The organism is Mycobacterium sp. SMC-14, assembly GCF_046250075.1.
In the GTDB taxonomy this organism is placed as follows: domain Bacteria; phylum Actinomycetota; class Actinomycetes; order Mycobacteriales; family Mycobacteriaceae; genus Mycobacterium.
This window is the reverse complement of the sequence record NZ_CP176429.1, coordinates 1,773,204-1,793,908: the sequence shown is the minus strand read 5'-3', so window position 1 is coordinate 1,793,908 and position 20,705 is coordinate 1,773,204. Positions and strand designations below refer to the sequence as shown.

At 65.3% G+C, this 20,705-nt stretch carries 21 protein-coding genes and 1 tRNA gene; 6 read left to right on the top strand and 16 right to left on the bottom strand.

Going from position 1 to position 20,705, the window contains the following annotated elements:
* Nucleotides 1-7: 7 nt before the first annotated feature.
* From ACKY0W_RS08405 to ACKY0W_RS08395, 3 genes are read right to left on the bottom strand one after another with little or no spacing between them, the layout of a single operon-like run.
* A complete protein-coding gene (locus ACKY0W_RS08405; protein ID WP_409437693.1) occupies nucleotides 8-1,141 on the bottom strand; it encodes an acyl-CoA dehydrogenase family protein in 1,134 nt (377 codons plus the stop codon).
* Nucleotides 1,142-1,176: 35 nt separating this feature from the next.
* Complete coding sequence (locus ACKY0W_RS08400; protein ID WP_406758250.1) at nucleotides 1,177-2,265, bottom strand: dihydrodipicolinate reductase; 1,089 nt, start codon at nucleotides 2,263-2,265, stop codon at nucleotides 1,177-1,179.
* Nucleotides 2,262-3,344, bottom strand: a complete 1,083-nt coding sequence (locus tag ACKY0W_RS08395) for a Rieske 2Fe-2S domain-containing protein (protein WP_409437170.1) — start codon at nucleotides 3,342-3,344, stop codon at nucleotides 2,262-2,264. Before ACKY0W_RS08395 ends, ACKY0W_RS08400 begins: the two co-directional genes overlap by 4 nt.
* Before the next feature lie 109 nt (nucleotides 3,345-3,453).
* On the opposite strand from ACKY0W_RS08395, the gene ACKY0W_RS08390 reads away from it, so the two are divergent.
* The 3 genes from ACKY0W_RS08390 to ACKY0W_RS08380 all read left to right on the top strand — a co-directional run bounded on the left by ACKY0W_RS08390 (nucleotide 3,454) and on the right by ACKY0W_RS08380 (nucleotide 6,463).
* Nucleotides 3,454-4,086 (top strand): TetR/AcrR family transcriptional regulator, encoded by a 633-nt coding sequence (locus ACKY0W_RS08390; protein ID WP_409437169.1) that lies wholly within the window; start codon nucleotides 3,454-3,456, stop codon nucleotides 4,084-4,086.
* Nucleotides 4,087-4,123: 37 nt separating this feature from the next.
* The gene (locus ACKY0W_RS08385) at nucleotides 4,124-5,707 is read left to right on the top strand and encodes a Na+/H+ antiporter (protein WP_409437692.1); all 1,584 of its coding nucleotides are present in this window, start codon (nucleotides 4,124-4,126) and stop codon (nucleotides 5,705-5,707) included.
* A gap of 69 nt (nucleotides 5,708-5,776) precedes the next feature.
* Nucleotides 5,777-6,463, top strand: coding sequence for a cutinase family protein (locus tag ACKY0W_RS08380; RefSeq protein ID WP_409437168.1), 687 nt, complete (start codon nucleotides 5,777-5,779; stop codon nucleotides 6,461-6,463).
* 24 nt (nucleotides 6,464-6,487) lie between these two features.
* Here ACKY0W_RS08380 and ACKY0W_RS08375 read toward each other — a convergent pair whose 3' ends face one another.
* The 9 genes from ACKY0W_RS08375 to ACKY0W_RS08335 form a co-directional block, all read right to left on the bottom strand.
* On the bottom strand, nucleotides 6,488-7,207 hold the full coding sequence (locus ACKY0W_RS08375; protein WP_409437167.1) for a DUF2652 domain-containing protein: 720 nt from the start codon (nucleotides 7,205-7,207) through the stop codon (nucleotides 6,488-6,490).
* Nucleotides 7,208-7,232: 25 nt separating this feature from the next.
* Nucleotides 7,233-7,805 carry a carboxymuconolactone decarboxylase family protein gene (locus ACKY0W_RS08370; RefSeq protein WP_409437166.1) on the bottom strand — a complete coding sequence of 191 codons (573 nt, stop codon included), beginning with the start codon at nucleotides 7,803-7,805 and terminating at the stop codon, nucleotides 7,233-7,235.
* Complete coding sequence (locus tag ACKY0W_RS08365) at nucleotides 7,802-8,119, bottom strand: hypothetical protein (protein WP_409437165.1); 318 nt, start codon at nucleotides 8,117-8,119, stop codon at nucleotides 7,802-7,804. The genes ACKY0W_RS08370 and ACKY0W_RS08365 overlap by 4 nt, the downstream gene beginning before the upstream one ends.
* Before the next feature lie 101 nt (nucleotides 8,120-8,220).
* A complete protein-coding gene (locus ACKY0W_RS08360; protein WP_409437164.1) occupies nucleotides 8,221-8,781 on the bottom strand; it encodes an ester cyclase in 561 nt (186 codons plus the stop codon).
* A gap of 17 nt (nucleotides 8,782-8,798) precedes the next feature.
* Entirely contained in the window at nucleotides 8,799-9,569 is a 771-nt protein-coding gene (locus tag ACKY0W_RS08355) for a MerR family transcriptional regulator (protein WP_409437163.1), read from the bottom strand.
* Between the two features lie 9 nt (nucleotides 9,570-9,578).
* Nucleotides 9,579-11,063, bottom strand: a complete 1,485-nt coding sequence (locus tag ACKY0W_RS08350; RefSeq protein ID WP_409437162.1) for a flavin-containing monooxygenase — start codon at nucleotides 11,061-11,063, stop codon at nucleotides 9,579-9,581.
* Between the two features lie 12 nt (nucleotides 11,064-11,075).
* The gene (locus ACKY0W_RS08345) at nucleotides 11,076-11,996 is read right to left on the bottom strand and encodes a ferritin-like domain-containing protein (protein ID WP_308486388.1); all 921 of its coding nucleotides are present in this window, start codon (nucleotides 11,994-11,996) and stop codon (nucleotides 11,076-11,078) included.
* A gap of 38 nt (nucleotides 11,997-12,034) precedes the next feature.
* Nucleotides 12,035-12,892, bottom strand: a complete 858-nt coding sequence (locus ACKY0W_RS08340; RefSeq protein ID WP_409437161.1) for an SDR family NAD(P)-dependent oxidoreductase — start codon at nucleotides 12,890-12,892, stop codon at nucleotides 12,035-12,037.
* Nucleotides 12,892-13,884 carry an alpha/beta hydrolase gene (locus tag ACKY0W_RS08335; protein WP_409437160.1) on the bottom strand — a complete coding sequence of 331 codons (993 nt, stop codon included), beginning with the start codon at nucleotides 13,882-13,884 and terminating at the stop codon, nucleotides 12,892-12,894. Before ACKY0W_RS08335 ends, ACKY0W_RS08340 begins: the two co-directional genes overlap by 1 nt.
* A 191-nt stretch (nucleotides 13,885-14,075) precedes the next feature.
* Between ACKY0W_RS08335 and ACKY0W_RS08330 the strand changes: the two genes are divergently transcribed.
* Nucleotides 14,076-14,705, top strand: a complete 630-nt coding sequence (locus ACKY0W_RS08330; RefSeq protein WP_409437159.1) for a hypothetical protein — start codon at nucleotides 14,076-14,078, stop codon at nucleotides 14,703-14,705.
* A gap of 30 nt (nucleotides 14,706-14,735) precedes the next feature.
* Here ACKY0W_RS08330 and ACKY0W_RS08325 read toward each other — a convergent pair whose 3' ends face one another.
* Together ACKY0W_RS08325 and ACKY0W_RS08320 are read right to left on the bottom strand one after the other, a co-directional pair.
* Nucleotides 14,736-16,706, bottom strand: coding sequence for an Ig-like domain-containing protein (locus ACKY0W_RS08325; RefSeq protein WP_409437158.1), 1,971 nt, complete (start codon nucleotides 16,704-16,706; stop codon nucleotides 14,736-14,738).
* Nucleotides 16,707-16,991: 285 nt separating this feature from the next.
* Nucleotides 16,992-17,882, bottom strand: coding sequence for a hypothetical protein (locus ACKY0W_RS08320; RefSeq protein ID WP_409437157.1), 891 nt, complete (start codon nucleotides 17,880-17,882; stop codon nucleotides 16,992-16,994).
* 387 nt (nucleotides 17,883-18,269) lie between these two features.
* Between ACKY0W_RS08320 and ACKY0W_RS08315 the strand changes: the two genes are divergently transcribed.
* Nucleotides 18,270-19,031: a PE-PPE domain-containing protein gene (locus tag ACKY0W_RS08315; RefSeq protein WP_406758235.1), complete on the top strand. Its 762-nt coding sequence runs from the start codon at nucleotides 18,270-18,272 to the stop codon at nucleotides 19,029-19,031.
* A 92-nt stretch (nucleotides 19,032-19,123) separates the two neighbouring features.
* On the opposite strand, the gene ACKY0W_RS08310 is transcribed toward ACKY0W_RS08315, so the two are convergent.
* Nucleotides 19,124-19,197: transfer RNA gene (locus tag ACKY0W_RS08310), tRNA-Ile, on the bottom strand.
* 283 nt (nucleotides 19,198-19,480) lie between these two features.
* Between ACKY0W_RS08310 and ACKY0W_RS08305 the strand changes: the two genes are divergently transcribed.
* Entirely contained in the window at nucleotides 19,481-19,633 is a 153-nt protein-coding gene (locus ACKY0W_RS08305) for a hypothetical protein (protein ID WP_046282532.1), read from the top strand.
* 126 nt (nucleotides 19,634-19,759) lie between these two features.
* On the opposite strand, the gene ACKY0W_RS08300 is transcribed toward ACKY0W_RS08305, so the two are convergent.
* Nucleotides 19,760-20,632, bottom strand: coding sequence for a sigma-70 family RNA polymerase sigma factor (locus ACKY0W_RS08300; protein ID WP_409437156.1), 873 nt, complete (start codon nucleotides 20,630-20,632; stop codon nucleotides 19,760-19,762).
* Nucleotides 20,633-20,705 lie beyond the last annotated feature (73 nt).

Below are 20,705 nucleotides of genomic sequence, written 5' to 3'. Positions count from 1 at the left end.
CGGCTGCTCACAGCCCGAACTGGTCGTCGATCAGCCCGAGCCAGATCTGGGCCGCGTCGATGGCGACCTTCTCACTGATGAAGGCGTGCTGGGTCCCGGTATAGATGTCGCGGAATGCTCGTTCGAGGCGGCTGCCTTCGCGGATCGCCGTTGTTCCAGCCGCCAGGTGTGCCCATTCGGCGCAGTTTCTGGCGGTATCGGTGGCGTAGACGGCCGCCACTCGCATGTCGGCCCGCAGTCCTGGCGTCGGGTCTTCGCCTGCCGCGACAGCGGATTCGGCCGTGGTGAAGGCGTCGAGCACCAACAAGCGAGCGGCCCGCCACGCGGCCACGTGGTGAGCTAGATCCTTCTGAAACGTCGGGCGGCTGGCCAAGGACGCCATATCGCTCATCCGGTATTTGGTGGCTGCCAGCTCGGTCACGTCATCGAGCATGCTCTTGGCGACACCGAGCGCCCAGGACGCGTGCCCTGCCGCGGTCACCGGCATCAATCCCATCCGGCTGGCCGGTGAGTTACCCCGACGGGGTTCGCGGCAGAACAGCGGAAAAGTCCGGCTGTGCGGTACGAACACGTCCGCGATGCTGTAGTCGTAGGAACCGGTTCCCTTGAGCCCCTGGACGTGCCAGCCGTCGTTGAATGAGACCTGCTCACGCGGGAGTACCGCGACCTGCATGTCGGGTATCCCGTCACTGACCCAACGCATCTCGCCGTCGTCCATCGGGAAGAAGCCCGCGGCGACGTACTGGGAGTGACCGATGCCCGAGCCGAAGCTCCACGCTCCGCTCAGCCGGTAGCCGCCGTCGACCGCCACGCCCTGCCCATTGGGGAAGTATTGGCCGCCCAGCGTGACGCGATGGTCATGGCAGGTGAACACCTCGGCGAACCCGTCGTCGGGCAGGTAGGTGGCGGCCGCGAACGACGAGGGCATGTTGGCGATACCGACCCATCCGAAAGAGCCGTCTTGCCAGGCCATTTCGATCCACGTCTCGATCATCTGGGCAAACGACGGCTCGACGCCGCCGGCAGCGGCGGGATTGAACGACGTCATCAGGCCGCTGCGCCACATCTCGTCGACGATGGGGCCGGTCAGCGTGCGGCGCTGCTCGGATGCGGCGGCTTCGGCCGCCACCAGCTCGCGCATGCCGCGCGCCAATGCGACGACCCTGCCGGCCTCGGTCACTTGCGGAAACGCCCGGCGAATCCGCGCAGCGGCAGGTCGGCGCTGGTCAGCAGGCCGGGCGGCGCCGCCACCACCGACTTGATCGCGTTGAGTGCGGGCAGCCCGGTCACGGTCATGCCGATCGAGGCGAAGTTGTCCGGGTTGGACAGGTCCACCCCGGGTTTGGGGAAGATCATGTGCTTGTTGTAGACGCACGGATCGCCGGTGACCCGGGTGATGTAGCAGCCCTTGATATTCCAGTTCGGCTCGGTGAACGGCGTCATCTGCCACTCCAGATGCGTCTCGACGCGCGGCACACCGTCCACCATGCCCTGGTACTTGATGTAGTTGCCGCCCAACGAGCCCTTCGGCAGGGTGTACCAACCCAGGTCGACATCCCTGGTGCACACCCCCAGCTCGTAATCGAAGGTCACCTCGTCGAGGGTCAGATCGAAACAGTCGGCCATCATCAGCACGCTGTCGGCAAAGACGCGGGTGAATTTCTCCAACTTGGCTGGGATCTCTGGATCATCGGCCGGCTGGCCGTAGCCGACCTCGATCCAGGTGTCCTTGGAGTGGTGACACGACACGTCCACCGACTCGATGGTGGTGATGTTCTCGATCTCGGCGACATCAGCCGAACACACCACGCCGAGAATCTGATTGAGCCCCGGGTTCATTCCGGTGCCGTAGAAACTCGCGCCACCCAACTCGGCGGCCTCGGCCAGCAGCTGCGTCACCGGCTTGCCCGACGGGTGCGGGTGATTGCGGTCGCGATGCCAGCCGGTGATCCAGTCGGCGGTGGTCACGATGTTGATGCCCGCTTCCAGGACCTTGACGTAGAGGTCCTCGTCGGGGAACACCCCGTGAAACGTCAGGACGTCGGGCTTGGCGGCGATGATCTCCTCGACACTGCCGGTCGCGATGACCCCGTTGGGTGCGATCCCGGCCAGCTCACCGGTGTCCTTGCCAACCTTGTCCGGCGAATAGCAGTGCACCCCTACCAGTTCGAGGTCGTCGCGCGCGGCGAACCGCCGGATCATCTCGGTCCCGACGTTGCCGGTGGCGACCTGGAAAACACGGATGGGTGCGGCGGCTGCGTTCATGCGGTGAAACCCTTCTGCGCGTGGACCTCGGCAGCACTGCCGCCGACGCCATCGGGATAGAACTGCTTGGCCCACTGGCGAATTGCAGTGAAGCCCTCAAACTCGGCGGTCGCCAGAGCCGGCGGATCCGAATAGCGCTGATGCGACCAGATGTGGATGTCTTGCTCGAATTGGCGGATGACTTCGCGCCCGAAATCGGCTGCGCGGGCCTCGGCGCGATCAGGGTCGCCGGGTTTATGCGGCGGACCCAGCTTCTCCTCTCCTCCGTCGAGCCTCGCTGAACCGCCGGCAGGTGAGCGTCCGATGTAAACCATGAAGCGAACGTCGGAGGTGGATTCGTCCACCGGCGTGATCGCCGAGATGGTCCGGTTGTCGATCATGCCCCAGCTCTTGGTCACCGCGATACCCAGGCCGCCGTTGATCGCTTCCACGCCGCTGTTGACGTCCTCGATCTTCTGACCGTCGTGACCCTCGAAGGTGATGGTGAAATCGACGTAGGACACCGGTTCGGCGAAATCGTGGCGGGTGAAGACCGGCACGATCGGGGTGCGGTGCACGTACTTGAAGTGGGCGAAGTCCACACCGTTCTCCAGCACGTACTGCGGGTGCATTTCCAGGCTTTGCCGGTATAGCCGTTGCTGCGGGTAGTAGTCGGCGGCGCTGCGATCGTCAAAGCTGGCGAACACATCGGGCGGGTCGAAGTACGGCGCACGGCCGTGCGCGTCATTCCAGATGTAGACCGACTCGTTGCGCTCGACTACCGGATAGGTGGTGATACGCCGGCCGCGGTTGGGCTTGTCCTGGTATGGGATACAGACGTTGCGGCCCTGGGAATTCCACTGCCAGCCGTGGAACGGGCACTGCAGCACCTCGCCGTGCACGGTGCCGCCGTAGCCCAGATGTGCGCCCAGGTGTTCGCAGTAGGCGTTCATCACGGTGAGCTGACCGGACTCCGCACGCCAGGCCACCATCTCCCGGCCGAAGTACTTCATGGTGTGGACATCGCCGACGCCGATCTCGTCGGACCAAGCCACTTGAAACCAGCCTGTCGGGTTCATCGACAAGGGCGGTTTGGCCATGTCAACGTGTCCTCTCTGTGGTCTCCGACCGGGCCCGACTTCCGCAGCATAGTTCGCTCCGCGACAGAATCATAGTGGGCACTATGGAAAGGTTGTTAGGATCCGTGAGATGACACAACCGGCGCCGCGGCGCAGCAACCGGCGCGGGCAGGCCACCCGCGAGGCAATGCTGGACGCTGCGGTGCGCTCGTTGGCCACCGGCGACCCGAGCGCGGTATCGGCCAGCCGGATCGCCAAGGAGAGCGGTGCCACCTGGGGTGCGGTGCAGTATCAGTTCGGCGACGTCGACGGGTTCTGGGCGGCGGTGCTGCACCGCACGGCGGAACGCCGCGATGCCGCGATGTCGGCATTCGCCGGGGTGAAACCGGATGCGCCGCTGCGGGATCGAGTCGCGGCGATCATCGACACACTGTATGACGGGCTGGCGTCCCAGGACTCGCGGGCGATCGAGAATCTGCGGGCCGCACTCCCCCGCGACCACCTCGAACTGGAACGGATGTCTCCGCGCACCGCAGCCGAGTTGTACTCCTGGGGCAAGAGTTGGCTGACGACGTGCCATGCGGCCTTCGCCGATCTCGGCGTCGACCCCCAGCGAGTGCGCGAGGTAGCCGCCCTCATCCCGGGTGCGATGCGCGGGCTGGTCTCCGAGCGCCAGCTGGGCTCTTACGCCGACCTCGACGAGGCCCGCCGCGGCCTGACCAATGCGCTGGCGGCATATCTCGAGCAGTCACGGCTCGGCTAACGCTGCGGGAATCCGGCCACAGCGGCAGGATGTGATGGTGTTTGGCCTCGTCGTTGTTGTCACACTCGTCGCCACCGTGGTCGGCGGCACCATCCTGGGCAAGCGGTATCGCGTCGGTCCCCCGGTGTTGCTCATCGTGCTCGGCGGCATGCTGGGTCTGATCCCCCGCTTCGGCGAAACACAGCTCGACGGGGAGATCGTGTTGCTGCTGTTCCTGCCGGCAATCCTGTACTGGGAGAGCATGAACACCAGCTTCCGGGAGATCCGCGCGAACCTGCGCGTGATCGTGCTCGTCAGCGTCGGCCTGGTGATTGCCACCGCGGTGGCGGTGTCCTGGACGGCGCGATCGCTGGGCATGGAGCCGCATGCGGCGTCGGTTCTGGGCGCCGTGCTGTCGCCCACCGACGCCGCCGCCGTGGCCGGTTTGGCGAAGAAATTGCCGCGTCGGCCGCTGACCGTGCTGCGCGCCGAGAGCATCATCAACGACGGCACCGCGCTGGTGCTGTTCGCGGTCACGGTCGCCGTCGCCACCGGAAGCCCCGCGATCGGCCCCATCGACCTGGTGGGCCGATTCGTCGGCTCGTACCTCGGCGGTATCGCGGCCGGTCTGCTGGTGGGTGCCGCCGTCACGCTGCTGCGCCGCCGAATCGACGCGCCACTGGAAGAAGGCGCCCTGAGCATCTTGACACCGTTCGCGGCGTTCCTGCTGGCTCAGACGTTTCACTGCAGCGGCGTCGTCGCGGTGCTGGTATCAGCACTGGTGCTGTCCTACGTCGGCCCGCGGGTGATCGGGGCTCGTTCGCGGCTGCAGGCATTCGCGTTCTGGGACATGGCGACGTTTTTGATCAACGGCTCGCTGTGGGTGTTCGTCGGCGTCCAGATCCCCGGCGCGGTGCACGGGATCGAGAATGTCGGCGACGGCGTCCGTCATGCCACGATGCTGGCCCTCGCTGTCACCGGCGTCGTCATCGTGACCCGAATAGCGTGGTCGGAGATCACCACCGTGCTCCTGCGCACCCTGGACCGGCGTGCGGTGCAGCGGACCCGTCGGGTGGGCTGGCGCCAGCGCGCGGTATCGAGTTGGGCGGGCTTCCGCGGCGCGGTCTCCCTGGCCGCGGCACTGGCCGTCCCGATGACCACCCACGCGGGCACCCCATTTCCGGACCGCAACCTGATCATCTACGTGGTCACCTTCGTGATCCTGGTGACGGTGCTGGTCCAAGGAAGCACCCTGCCCGCGGTCGTGCGATGGGCACGGATGCCCGAGGACGCGGCACACGCCGAGGAGTTGCACCTGGCACGTACCCGGGCCGCCGAAGCCGCCCTGGAAGCGCTGCCGCGAGTAGCCGACGAACTCGACGTCAGTCCGGAACTGGTGGGTCGGCTACTCAAGGAGTACCGGGATCAGGCCGAGTTGGTCGCGGTGGCCGATCAGCCCAACGCGGCCGCCGAACGTGACGACATGGTGCGCCGGGTACATCTGGGCATCCTCGAGCACCAGCGCAGGGCCGTTACCGAGCTGCGCGACCGAAATCAGATCGACGACATCGTGTTACGCGAGGTGCAGGCCGAAATGGACCTGGAGGAAGTGCGCCTGCTGGGACCGTCCGACGCCGAGTAACGGCCGGGCGGGTCCATGCCCCACCAGCTCGTGGCGACAGGGTGGCTGCAGACCACTACTATCCACTTCGTGAGCGATTCCTCGGCCCGCCGACTGCGACTCGCAAGTTCAGGCACTGTGCTGGCAGCACTCTTGCTGACCGCCCCCGTCGTGATTCCCGCCGGCACACCCGGTGCTGTGGCGCCGGCCAGCGCGGCCTGCCCCGACGTCGAAGTGGTGTTCGCCCGTGGGCGCCTGGAATCACCCGGGGCCGGCGCGATCGGCAACGCGTTCGTCAGCGCGCTGCGCTCCAAGACTTCCAAGTACGTCAGTTTGTATGCGGTGAATTACCCCGCCGACAATGAGATCGACAAAGGCGCCAACGACATGAGCGCCCACATCCAGAACACGATCAACGGCTGCCCGAACACCCGGATAGTGCCGGGAGGTTACTCGCTGGGCGCGGCGGTCACCGACGTGGTGCTGGCGGTCCCCTTCTCCGCGTTGGGCTTCACCAATCCCCTGCCACCGGGCGCCGACGAGCACATCGCCGCAGTGGCGCTGTTCGGCAACGGCAGTCAATGGGTCGGACCCATCACGAACTTCAACCCGATCTACAACGATCGGACCATCGAGCAGTGCCATGGCGCCGACCCCATCTGCAACCCCGCCGACCCGAACACCTGGGAAGCGAACTGGCCGCAACACCTGGCCAGCGCCTATATCTCCGCTGGAATGGTCGACCAAGCGGCTGACTTCGTCGCCGGAAAGCTGTAGCCGGCCCTGGGCTGACCGCCGCTGTCAGCCCTTGGAGAGTTCGGGGGTACCGCGGCCCAGTCCGCGAAATCCCTCGCACGGTTGTTTGGCCCCGACCACGAACGGCAGCGCCTTCCACCGAAACCTCATCCTGCCGCGAAATCCCATGGCGTCTGCCGGTGGCGCTACCGCCGACTTCGCGAGATCCAGGTAGTACGTTGCCGTTTGGCCCAGTCCTTCGAAGTCGTGCACCAGTGGCGTGCACACGGCACGAACCGGCTCGTCAAGCCGCTGCGCTATGACATCGGTCATCAGCACGTATTCGGGAACCGGCACCAGGTTCTTGAGCATCCGGTGCACCAGAATGACGTCTACGCCGGCAAGTTCGGTGTGACGCTTGACCTTCTGCTCGGCGACCTCGCCCTCATGCGCGACGAACTTCAGCGAGAGGTTCATCAGCTGCTCGCAGCTTTCACAGTGACAGTTCCGGCCGTTCTCGATACGGGCCCGTCGATTCAGGAACGCCTGATGCATTCGCGACAACCGCTCGCTGACCAAGACCTGGGCGTCACCGTCGGGCGCCCAGAAGAAGGCGGCGTCGCCTTCGAGCTTCGCCAGCTTCATGCCCTTGGCGGCATCGATGACCGATTCCAGCAGCGCGGCGACTGCCATCTGGGCATGCACCAGATGGGTCCGGTTCCAGTTCATATAGGCGGTGTAGCCGCCGATATCGGCAATGACGAGCACCGCGCGCCGGATGGCCATGAACAAGGCAGTCTAGTCCGCGTTGCTAGCCATAACCACGCTTCACCAGATGACGTGCGCCGGCCTCCATGGCGGCCGGGCCGGCCACCTCGAAGTCGAACGCGTTGGCCAACCGATTGGTGATGTCGAAGACCAGACCGACCGCCAGCGCATCCTTGACCTGCTCAGCAGTGACGCCGGTGGCCAGCACCCCGCGCACGTCATCGGCGTCGATGCGGTGCTCGCGGGCGAGCCTCTCCAGTAGGCGCAGCGTTGCCCGCAGCTCTTCGGTGATCGGGGCGGTGTCCAGGTCGGCGAGGGTGGCGGCTGCGGTCGCATCGGTATAGCAGAGATTGGAGGTGGCCGTGTGCGCGGCGACGCAGAACGGGCAGTCGTTGACCTTGGAGAGGTAGGCGGCCATCAGCTCCCGCTCCCCGATGGTCCAGGCCGACGGCCCGCGCATCGCCTCGTTGGTCAGCGGTCCGCCACCGTAGAAATCCGGGCGATAGAACGCGAGTTTGACGGCGTCGACCACCGGCTGCCGTGACACCAGGCGAATGATTCTCAACAGGGCCTTGGTGCGTAGCCGATGGCCGTGGTCGAGAATGGCCAGTCTCATTGCTTCCCCCGAGCCTCGGTGGCGTCAGCGAGCGCCTCCAGCGCGCTGGTGTACTGCCGGGTCGCCTGGCCGACCGCGGCGCACACCACGACCTCGAAGATCTGGTCTTCGCTCAGGCCTGCGGCGCCGACGGCGGCAATGTCCTGCTCGGCCACGCTGTACGAGCGCAGGGCCACCTTGTCGACCAAGGTGCCGATCGGTTCCTCCAGACCGGCGTTGTCGTAGGCGGCCCGGCGCAATCCGAGCGGCGCTGTCCCGCCCTGGCCCAGAACACGGCCCAGCAGCGCTCGGTGTAATTCGGTGATGTCGGACATGGCTTTTCGTGGACCTCCTGGTGGGGATGAGGGTCACATCGGCTGGTCACTACCGGTCCATTGTGCGACCGCAGGGCCCCTTGGGTCCATACCTGGTCGGTTCAGCTCGACAGATCTACCGGCGGGGTGTGGACGAGGCCGGAATCGGGTGCCCCCGACATGCGCAGCAGACCCCGCACGACGCGGACGACCAGCGGCCAGGAGCGCGGATCTCGCAGATTGATGCCGCCGATCAGTTGTTTGACCATGGACAGCGTGTCGAAGTAGATCCGCTCGACCACCAGGTTCTCGTGCTCGTCGAAGATGAAGTAGGCGGTCATCCGGGTGCGGTGCCGTGATCCGGTGGGTGGCACGGCGCCTAGGGGTCCCAGATGTGTTCCCATCAGCCAGAATTCGACAATCACCGCGTCGGCACTGTGGCGCAGCGCGATGATCTCGTGGTTTTGGTCCGGGAAAGCCACTCGGGTGTCGTGGTAGTAACTGCGCACCTCGGCGTCGCCGTCATGCACCGTCAGGGTCGGAATGATCTCGTAGTGGGGATGCGGGAACGTGGCCAACACGTCGTCCCAGTCCTGACGTACTTCGTCCCGGAAATGGTCGAGGACCAGCCTCTCGCGGGCGCGCAGGACCTCGACGGACGGGATGGCGTAGCGATCGGTCACGGCTTCCCCTTACGGAGTCATGCGTTGTCCTGCCGGCGAGTTTCGCGCTCGTCGCTCACTTGCCGATACTGCCGCAGCTCGGCCCGCACCGCGGCATCGAATGCCCGGTCCAGGCTGGCGTGCGCCGACCGCCTGGCCACCCTGCGCATGGCGTCGACCAGGTCCGCGGCCCAGGCGAGTTCGTCGTCACTGGCCGGCAGCCACCCCCGGCCGCGCTGCCGAACCACCTCGTCGTGTCCGCTGCGCGTCAGAAGTCCGGCAGCACCGTCCAACTTCTTGTCGACGGCGGTCACGGTCTTCAGCATCGTCGCCAAGGGCATCCCGCGCGACATCAACGTCGCCAGGTCATCGATCTGATTCGTGTCCGCCACCCGGTACACGTTGTCGACGTCGGTCGGCTCGATGACTCCACTGGTGGTCAGGCGCCGCAGCAACGGGGCGTCCAGCGGGCCAAGCCGCTCCTCCAACTGTTCCCGCGTCATGGTCTGCGACAGCGGACGTGACCACGGTGCGGTCACCAACTCGCCCAGATCAGCCAGGTCCAAGACCTCGACCAAAGCCTCGCCGCGCTGGAGCCCGGTCAAGAACTTCAGGATGTGTTTGACCGTGAAACCCTCGCCGAGCAAACGGATGATCGCCTGTAATTGCTTGAGGTGCCGGTCGGTGTAGATCGCGACCCGGCCCCGCCGCTGGGGCCGGGGCAACAGACCGCTTTCCTGGTACACCCGGACGTTGCGAGTGGTGGTCCCCGCCTGTCTCGCAAGATCGTCGATCCGGTACTCGGTCACTATGACATCCTAGGCAGTCAGGACAGGGTCACTGCTTGTCTTAGCGGCGGTGATCTTGAAGTCTTCCAGTTCCAGCGTCTTGAGTTGGTTGACGAATTGCGTGGCGAAACCAGGGAACATGGTGGCATTGAAGCCATCCTCGGTCAGATACCAGCTCTGGCATCCGGAGTTCCACGTAGTGGACTTCAGGCGCCGCTGGATGTCCTGGTTGTAGCGATCCTGCACCTCGGGCCGTACATCGATCGACTTCCATTCGTACTGCAGCAGTTTCGAGATCGCGCCGACGATGTAGTCGATCTGAGCCTCCATGTAGACCAGCGCCGAGCTGTGGCCCGGTCCAGAGTTCGGACCGAAGGTGAAGAACAGATTCGGATAGCCCGATACCGCCACACTGCGGTAGGCGTAGGCGCCCCGGCTCCACTCCGATGCCAGGTCGCGGCCGTCGATTCCGCTGATCGGGATCGGGGTGCCGGCCTTGGACACCTCGAAGCCGGTGGCGAACACGATGGCGTCGAACTGGTGCTCGATGCCTTCGACGGTGCGAATGCCCTTGGGTGACAACCGAGCGATGGGCCAGGTCACCAGTTTGCAGTTGTCCTTCTGCAGCGCCGGATAGTAGTCACTGGTCATCAGCAGTCGCTTGCAGCCGGCGGAGAAGTCCGGTGTGAGCTGTCGACGCAACCACGGATCCTTCACCTGCGCCCGCAGATTCGCCAGACTCAGGGTCTCCACCAGCCGGGTGAAGGGGCTGTCCCACACCACACCGACCGCAACCGACTCATGGCCCCAGAACCAGGCAGACCGCATGAGCTTCTCGGCCAGCGGCACATCTTTGTAGATCCTCTTCAGCCAGCCGCCGGTCGCCGTGTTGAGCCGCGGCAGCACCCATCCCGGGGTGCGCTGGAACACCTTGACCGACTCGGCCACCTTGACCAGTTCGGGGACGATCTGCACACCGCTGGCACCCGTGCCGACGACGGCCACCTTCTTGCCGGTGAAGTCGTAGTCGTGATCCCAACGGGCGCTGTGAATCTTGTGACCCTCGTAGTCCTCGATGCCGGGGATGTTCGGGAAGCTGGCGTTCGCCAGCGGCCCGGAGGCGACGATGACAGACTTGGCGCGCACCGCTTCCCGGCCGTCCAGTTCGATGGTCCACTCGCCGGCGTCCGCGTCGTAACTGATGCCGCAGACGTTGTGCTCGAACCGGATATACGGCGCAATCCCGAAGGATTCGACCATGTCGTCGATATAGCCGAGAATTTCGGAGCTACCCGAGTAGGTGTGCGACCAGTCGGGGTTGGGGGCGAAGCTGTAGGAGTACAGCCGCGACGGGATGTCGCAGGCCGCACCCGGGTAGGTGTTGTCGCGCCAGGTGCCGCCAACCCGGGCACCGCGTTCGAAGAGGGCGAAGTCGGTGATTCCCTGGTCTTTGAGGCGGATGGCGGCACCGATGCCGGCGAAGCCGGCGCCGATGATTGCTACGGAGATCGTCATGTCCTGCTCCCTTTACGCGACCGGCTCGTAGGTCAGTTCCTGCGACCAGGTTGGGGTGTTGTGCACCAGCGAAGGCGGGATGACGCCAGTGATCTTGACCAGGGAGTCGGCCAGCCAGTGGTACTTCGAACTGCGGTCGATCACCTTCTTGCCGTGCCATGAGATGAACTGATACATCGGGACTCGGCGGGCGAAAGAGCTTCGCTCCCCGACGCTTTGGAAGCGGCGCATCGCCTGGTAGAGGCGTTCTTCGTTGACGCCCATCGCCACGATGTTGTCGCGCATCTTGTTCAGCAGCGGGAAATAGCTCAGGGTGCCGATCAGCAGCGCGGGGTTCATCCAGCTGCCCACCAACTCGACCGCCAACTTCCGCATGCTGGCGTGCCCCAGGATGTCCATCACCTCGAAGTCAACCGCCAGGTGACGCGACTCGTCGGAGTTGATTCGCTTGAAGACCTCTTGGGCCACCGGGTCTTTGACCTCGTCGGTGATGAACTTGATCAACGCGCCGTCCAGGGCCACCTCGAGCATGGGGATGACGGTGCCCAGGATGGACAGCGACATGCTGTCGGAGAACTTGTCGAGCCAGGTGATCACCAGCTGAACATTGACGCTAGGCGCCGGAATCTCGTCGTCGTCCAGCATTCCCCACCGTCGCATCAACGCGAGCTCGGCGTTTGCGTGCTTCTGCTCCTCGGCGTGGAAGTGCTCGTAGATGCTCTTCAGGGTCGGAGTCGGGGCCTTCTTGGCGAGCGCCGCGAAGCCGCGGGCGCCGACGTTCTCGATCCACATCAGGTCGGTCATGAACGGCTTGAGCTTGGCCCACAACTCCGGCTCGATCAGCTCGGCTCCGGGGGCGTCCCAGTCGATGTCGACCAAGGCCCACTGCTTGTCCTTGATCTTCTGCAGCATGTCGTCGAGGTTCATCGCCATGATCGGTTCTTTCCTTTCACAAGACGGTCATTACGAATTCAGTTCTGGGGTAGCACCCGGGCGAGCAACCCGGTGCCTCGGACGTACAGTTCCGGGAAGTGCCGCTTCAGGTGCCAGATGACCGTGGCGTCGAGTTGCGGTACCACATACAGCCGGCCACTGTCGTGAGCGTCCAAGGTGCGTGCCGCGACATTGTCTGCGGACAGCCCGGTCCAGTGGGCCAGCTGCTGGCTGAGGTTCATCGACGCCGGCGTGATGCGACCGTCTTGAAAGACGTTGGTCTTCACGAAGGTCGGGCACAGCACCGTGACCGCGATACCGGTGCCGTCCAGTTCGGCCGCCAGTGTCTCCGACAACGACATCACGCCGGCCTTCGACACGTTGTAGGCGGCCATCGACGGTGCGGCGGCAAACCCTGCCGCCGATGCCACGTTGATGATCCCGCCGCGTCCGGCCTGCCGCAGCAGCGGAGTGAAGACCTCGCAGCCGTTGACCACGCCCCACAGGTTGATCCCCAGCGCCCAGTCCCAGTCCTCGAAACCGATGTCGCCGACCGATTTTCCGCCGATGCCGACGCCGGCGTTGTTGATCACCAGGGTCGGTGGGCCACCGAAGATCTCCTGGGCACGCGCGGCCAAGCGTTCGATCGCGCCGCGGTCGGAGACATCGCACTTCACCGCATGCCCTGTACCGGTCGGCAGTTGCTCGATCAGCTCCACCGTTTCGGCGGCTCGCTCTGCGTTGATGTCGGCGCAGATGACCTCGCCGCCACGACGAGCCAGCTCCAGGGCGAACGATCGTCCGATGCCGCTGCCGGCGCCGGTGACCACCGCCTTGGCGTTGACCGTCCGTCGATCATGGCGAAACGGGGACAGCACCGTGTCGAGGCCGAACATCAGCGTGCCGCCCCCAGTTCGTCGGTTCGCTGGTCGGCATAGACGCCCGCGATGAAGGCCGCCACGCGGCGCAGCGCGGGCTTGGCCTCGGGGGCCAGCCGCGGCAGGGCCTGGAAGACATGCACCATTCCCGGCCACACCTCCAAAGTGGACGCTCCGCCGTTTCGGCGTAGCTCGGCATCCAGGTAGCGCGAGTCGGCGCTGAGGATCTCGAAGCCGCCCACCTGGGTGAAGACCGGCGGCAACCGATCCGCCCGAGCGAAGTCGAGCCGAAGGCGCACGTTGTCGGGGTCTTGATCCCGCACGTAGAGATCCACCAGCCGGCGGGCCGAGGCTGCCGACACCGCGGGGTCACGCCGCACCTTCTCCTGCTGCTCGGCCAGCTTCAGGGTGAGGTCGATCAACGGCGAGAACAGCACCACCCCGGCCGGCTGAAATCCCGGCTCGTCGGCGTGGGCGAGCAGCATGTCGCAGGTCAGGTGGCCGCCGGCGGAGTCCGCGCCGATCACGATGTCGCCGGCGGCATGCCCCTGGGCCAGCAACCACCGGTAGCCGGCCTCGACATCGTCGGCGGCCGCCGGGAACGGGTTCTCCGGAGCCAAGCGGTAGTCCACGGAGAACATCGGCAGGCCGGTTGCCTCCGAGAGCCTGGCGACCAGCTTGCGGTGGGTCCGCGTCGAGCACAGCACGTATCCGCTGCCGTGCACGTAGTAGCCCGCCCGCCGGCCGAACTCGACGCCGGGCCCGAGCACCCATTCGCCGCGCACCCCCGCCTCGCGCACCGGAATGACCCTGGTGCCGGCCGGAGTCGACCCGAGCGTTCCCATGATGGTGGCGATCAGTCCGCGCGCGAACGCGATACCCGGGCGATTCATCGGGATCATGGTGTTGAGAACGTGCAATGTCCAGCGCGTGGTCACGCCCGCAACCACCGCACGCATCGATGCGCGGGTGGGTACCGGCGGCAGGGTCGAGCCATCGGGTTCCGTCACGGCACTCACAACACCAGCGATCGTGCCATTTGTCAATGGCACGATTTGCGGTGTATAGGTCCAGGGCCGGTGTCGCCCGGTCGACATGCCTGAGCATTACCCAAATTTCGCTCATGTTGCGTTAAGTAATTCCGCACGCTATCTTCCTGCAAAACGGAAATTCGGTCCGTTTACTTGATCAGGGGTACCTCATGGAACACACTCGTAGCGCCCGTGCAGCTGTTGCCGTCGCGGTGGCGAGCGCCGGCCTCTTCGCTGTCGGCCCCGCGGCCACGCAGACACCGCAGGCCACCGTTCAACTGACCGCTGCCGTGTCTGACTTCCCCGACATCGCCAACCCTGCGGCGGCGTCCGAAGATCTGTTGCAGGCCTTGGCCCGGAACTTCAACCTCGCCATCGCTCAAGTGCAGAACGGCCTGACGGACCTGATCAACCTCGATCTGCCTCGCGCTGTCGCCGGCTTCACCCTGGCCGCTCTCAACATCGTCCCGTCCATGCCGGAGAACATTCTGCTGGCTGCGGTAGGCGGCGTAACGGGTCAGGAATTCGAGTGGTTCCGAAGCCACGACGATTACCAAGGTGGGGGGACCCAAGCATTGACGGACTGGCCTACGCTTGTTCCCGATCTGTTGGGAGGGTTCCAAGCCAGCTTCTCCCACGCCAGCGCGGCCGTAGAGAGTCTTTTCGCAGGCGAGATCGCCAACAGCCTGTACTACTCCATGTTGGCCACCGAAGCCTTGTTTATCGCCCCCGCGGTGATCGCCTTCCTTGGTGTACCGGCCCTGGTGGGCGACAGCCTGCTGGAGCTCGTCGGTCTGTAGGCACCACCGGCGCCGACCAGTCCCCCGCCGTTAGGACACGGTGACCGGGCCCAGCAGCTCGGGCAGCTCGGCCTGGTACGGCGGCAGGCTCGGCGTGGCCGGCCTCAGTTGAGGCGACGGGGCCGGCGGTGGCGTTGCACCCATGGCCCAGTTGCCGTCGTTACCGGCGGTGTAGGCCAACCAGACCCGGTCGACGCCGGCCTGGGCCTTGGCAGCCTTGAGCAGTTCGTTCTGATACCCGGTGCGGGGCACAGCGAAGGCACCCTGACCGATGCACGCGAGCGCGCCGCCGGCGAACTGGCCGGCACCGGAACTGATGTGCCAGCCGTCAGGGGCCTGGCAGGCGTAGCGCAGGAACTGGCTGCAGGCCTCGGCTTGGAAGCGACCGTCCCCGCTATGCACGGCGCACTGTTGGGTGGGGCTGGACAGCGGTTGACCGTAGGACCAGCTCCAGGCGAAGCCCGCCAGCTGATCGGCTTGTGGGTCCAGGAAGTTCGGGCCGGGCGCGTTCGCACCGCACTTCATCATCTCGTGGATATCGGCGGACGTCATCGGCTGGGCATTTCCGCCGCCGGCGAGCACGTCGACCAACGTGCTGGAGTCGAAGAACCGCGTGTAGGAGCTGTCGTACTGCGCTCTGCTGAAGTAGCAGTCGGGGTACTGGACGGTGACCGGCCTCCCCTTCTCCGCCACATTGCTGTCGTTGAAGCCGAGAGCATCCCACGCCGCATTCTGACCGCAACCGCTGTTGGTGAAGAGCAGCACCTGCTTGCCACTCGCGAGGATCTGGGCCATGCTCACGCCCCGCGGGATCGCCTGGGTGTCGCAGGAAGAGCCGGGCTGCACCTGCGACGGGCGGAACAGCAGGTCACGCGCGGAGGTATTGCCCAGCGTGCTCTCGATGACCGCGGCCCCGGCCGGCAGCGACTTGGTGACGTCGTCGACCGAGTCGTCGAGGCGATTCTCGATGTAGAGGACGATCACCTGGTCGGGGTGGGCGTCCAACCAGCGCCGTATCTCCTGCAAGCCCGCGGTCGCGGGCCGTTCGAAGGTGCAGCCCAGGTGGTTGTCGAAGCCGTGGCACAAGATCGGTGCGTAGCCGCCGGGGGCGCCCAGGCTGGGGTACCAGTGCAGGTCGAGCTCGAGGAACCGCATGTCCAAGTCAAGTTGGTTGACCAACGAATACAGCTGGTCGGGATCCATACCCGACAACGTCGGCGGGACATTGGCATTGGTGTAGTTGAACGAGTTGTGGGTAGCAGGTAGCTGAGCCTCCGCCAGCGGCAGAGTCATGCTCAGCCGGTACTGCTGCGCCAGCGCCTTGTGCACCGGCCCGGCCAAGTAGTTCTGCACGGACCGCTCGCCGATGGGGCTGCCGTTACGAAGGGCGCAATAGTCGATCGGGCCGTTGATCACCCGGCACTGGCTGGCTACCAGCTGTGCCGCCGCGTCAAGGGTCTTGCAGGTTGCCGCCAGCTGCCCGGTTGCGACGTCGAAGCAGGCGCTGATCAGTCCGTGCTTGTTCCCGCCGAACCAGCTGCACGCTTCGACGGAACCGACCGTGCTGCAGGCGTTCACCAGCGGGTCGGTGACGGCGCCGATCGCCGTACACACCGGGGTGAACGCCGGGCCTAGGTCGGTACAGGCGGTGGCCAGTGACGGCGGCGCGGAAGACGCCGACATCACCGTGATGCCGACGGTGGCCGGCGTCGAGACCCCCGAGCCGTCGGTCGTGGCGTAGCTGAAGGCGTCGGTACCGACGAAGCCGTTGGCCGGGGTGTAGGTAAACGTGGCTCCGGTGACAGTCGCCGTGCCGTTCGCGGGTGGGGTGACGATGGCGAACTGCGTGGCCGGGTTCGCTGGAACGGCAACCAGTCCCGCGCTGACCGGGGTGGCGGTAGTGGTCACGGCCACCACGTTCTGCGGCTGAGCACCCGCTGCCGACGCCACCCCCGGAAACCCCACCGCAGCCCCGGCGCCTCCGGAAAGTACCGACAGCACAGCGATGACCGCTGTCCAGCGCAACCGGCGGGTGGTGAGCCTAGTCGTGACGGACCACCCGAAGTGGCGCCGAAAACGCTCAGCTGTCGCCCCATCGACCACAGGCCAAACTCCTTACGGTTACGACCCCCGCAACGTTCAGGCAACTTCCGTAACAATGAGCAACAGAAATCACACTGGTAACACGACACGATCACGGATCGAACTCAATGAATTCTTCGGATTAACTTGGCTTGCACTCACTCAAGGAGCTCGCCATTCCGGGCGGCGCGAACGCCGAATGGTTCAGAAGTCCGCCAGCAGAGCGCTCGGCTCGCCCGAGTCCCCCAGGTCGACGTCGCCGAGGTCCGGCGGCAGCGAACCATCGATCGGCGAGTTCGAAGCACCGATCGACTCGGCGACAGCGCGCGGCAGATAGTTCACCAGGGCATCGACGAAACCCGTTTGGTTCACATCCGCGAACGGCGCCAGAAGGCCGGCCAGGCCCGGCGCTTCGCTGTTGAGATAGGCGTTGAGGAGGTCGGCCGGTGCGCCGAACAGCCCCAACAGCGCACCGGCGATATCGCCGGCCGACAGGTCCTCGACGAAATTGCGGGCGAGCGTCTCGAGTTCGGCGATGACGGCCTGCAGGGAGCTGAGCGCGGCAAGCCCGACCGGCACCTGTACTGCGTGCAGGGTGGCCATCGCCGCGTTCACGATGTTGCCGACGATGTCGATGGGGATCGCCACCAGGCGATCCACCAACCCCATGACCGGAAAGGCACTGATCACAATGGCAATGGCCTGGCCCAGCGCCGCGGTGATATCGCTCGACGAGATGGCGTTGAACAGCGTGTCGAGCTGGTCGGGCAGGTTGATCAGCCCGTCGACGAATGACTGGGCGGTCGCCCCGAATGCTTCGAACGTCCGCTGCGCGTAGTCGAACCCGTTGGTGGCCAGCTGGACCACTATGGGCAGTGGGTCTTCCAGCCAGTGCGCGCCGATGGTGCCCAGATTGGTGAAGGTGTTGGTGATCAGGTCCAGGTACGGGTCGAATGGACTGGCTGTCAGCTCGACTGCGCGCACGGCGACATCAGGAGGCGGCGCCACCAGCGGCGTCGCGATCAGGGTGCCCGCCGCCAACGCTGCGATGGCGGCACTGATACCGGGGTAACTGAGTAATCCCACAACACTCATTTCATGACTGGAGCCACTACGGTAACTCTGGGCACGCTGGTCAACCGCGGGAATGGGTGATTTTTGGCATGTCGCTAGCAGGGCAATGAGCGAATCCGTAAGGCCGGCCATCGCTTGGCCGAGTCCTCAAGAGCGGACCTAAGTCTTCTTATGCCCGCCCGCCGCCTCCTTTAGCACATCACCGGGCCGGACGTTGAGGATTTGATTCAGCGAATCTTTCGAATCCGAAGACGAAAATTGACGCCAGTTGCAACAATCCTGTCAGTTGCCAACTGGCGGCACAGCGTACGGTCCGACATCTGCTGGGGGCATGTCGGGCAACGTAATCGCTTGCCGTGCAAACACCTTGGCGACACCACCAGTGACCGCTCCGAACAAGGGGGTTCGATGAAGCAAATCATCTTCGGCGTCGCACTATGTGGCGCCGCGTTGGCGTTCGCCGGTGCAGCCAACGCCGCCAACGACAACCAGTACGACTTCCTCTACGGCTCAACCGACGCGTTGGTCCTGGGCCCAACCGGGATCGCGACACCGACCGCCAACTACATCAGCAACGGGATCGACCTGTACCTCGGTCCGCTGGGTTACGGCGGCACCGTCGAGTCTTCCGTGGCGCTGAGCATGCCCAACAGCTGGGACTTCCTCGAAAGCGTCCCGCAGGGGCAAGCCATCCTCGTTGACGCGATCCTCGCCGACTACAACGCCGGCGAGATGGGCTGTGACGCCTCGGGCGTGTGCAGCGACCCGCTGACCATTTTCACATACTCCCAGAGCAGCCTCATCGCCTCCTACGCCCAGGAGCAACTCTCTGATGCCGGCGTCCCCACCGACGCTTTGCGTTTCGTGATGCTCGGCGCCAACCCCGCCGCCGTCCCCACCGACCTGTACCCCACCGAAGTGTTCAACATCCAAGGCGACGTCTTCGCAGACAACTTGGGCAAGAGCTGGTGGGACCTGCTGTTCGGGAACACAAGTTGGCAGGATCTGTTCTACGGGTTGGCGCTCCATCAGGTCTACCTCGGGCTGACACCGGACCAAATCGACTCGGCCACATCGGTTGTCGATGGGATGACAACGTTCAACGATATTCCCACGCTCGACACCGGTGAACTGATCCAAGCGCTGTTCAACTCGTTCTTTGCCGTGTGATGTCCAGGTAGGGAGTTGAGCCGAGCGGCGCTCGGCTCAACTCCGCCTGGAATGCCTCAGCGCCACCCCACGGCATGCAAAAAAGAACGGGGTAGGGCGGGCGGGGCTCGAACCCGCGACCAATGGATTATGAGTCCACGGCTCTAACCAACTGAGCTACCGCCCCTGATACGCATGCGCGCGGGAACTATCGTGCCATGCCACGCAGCTGCGTCTCCATGCGCCGCCGCCCCCGATCAACGCCGTCACAACGACCTCGCATCCACCATCGGCCGCGGCTGACGCGTGGGCGCCCGCCGGTCGTCGTTTGCGATTGACTTCCCGGGCACAACACCTGGCAGATCCCCGGCCGGGGAACCGCCGAGCTCACCCGCCGCATCACGCGCCCCCGGGCACGCCAATTCATATTTATATTGCAATGTGTGCATGTGTTGGGTATCGTCGCTGCCATGAACACAACAGAGCACCAGACCCACTCCCACACCGAACACACCCACGGCCCCGACTGCGGACACGAGGCAATTCAGCACGGCGACCACGTGGACTACCTACACGACGGCCATCGGCACGCCGCTCACGGTGATCACTACGACGAGCACTGATCACGCGGCGCCGGCAATCGACCGGACGCAACCAATGGGGAGGGCTCCGCAACAGCGGGGCCCTTCCTCATTAACTACCTACGGCGGGTATCTCCGCCGCCGGACCCGCTGATTAGGAGTCAGCTGTTACCCCTCCGGTGGATCGGGCAGCTCCATGCCGGCCAAGCGGACCGGGTCCGCGATCGACACGATGCCGGCCAGTCGGCCGTTTCGCACCGTGCACGCCATCAGGGCCAGCGGCCGGCCCGTCGGGCCCCAGCCCAGGATTCCGGGCTCGCCGTTGACCAGGACACGGCGCGCGGTGATGCGCGCCCCCTGACCTCGACGGACCGCCTCTACGACCGCGCTGGATCCCGTCGTCACGCTCACCCCGCGGGCCGTGTGCTGACGCCAGGTGACCTCGGGGTCGAGTACCTGCAGCAGAGCCTCGAAGTCCCCGCCCTGCGCGGCGGCCAGGAACGCATCGACGACCTCGCGTTGCGCACGCCGATCCCCTGCCGGGGTGGGTACGTCCTGGACTTTGCGGCGTGCCCGGCTGGCCAGCATCTTGGCGGCATCAGCCGACTTCCCCACGATCGGCCCGATCTCGGCGAAGGGCACGGCGAACATGTCGTGCAGCACGAACGCGAGCCGTTCCTCGGGGCGCAGCGACCCCAGCACGACCAGCAGCGCCAGCCCGATTGAATCCGACAGCACCGCAGCGTCTTCGGGGGTGTCGTGGTCGTCGGTCACGACGAGGTCGGGCAGGTCTTGATCGATTGAGACTTCGGGCCGGGCGGTACGCGAACGCAGGATGTCGATGCAGATGCGGCTGATCACCGTCGTCAACCACCCCGACAGGTTGTCGATCGCATCAACGTCCTGACGGGACAGCCGCAGCCACGCCTCCTGGACGGCATCTTCGGCGTCGGGCCCCGAGCCCAACACCCGATACGCCAACGCCAGCAGGCGAGGGCGCTGCGGCTCGAATATCTCTGCCAGCTGCGTCTCGGTGGTCATCGGTTACCTCTCGTGGTGGCGGTCCGTCATAGGTAATGACGAACCCCACCCGACCGAGGTAACCACGAAGGAG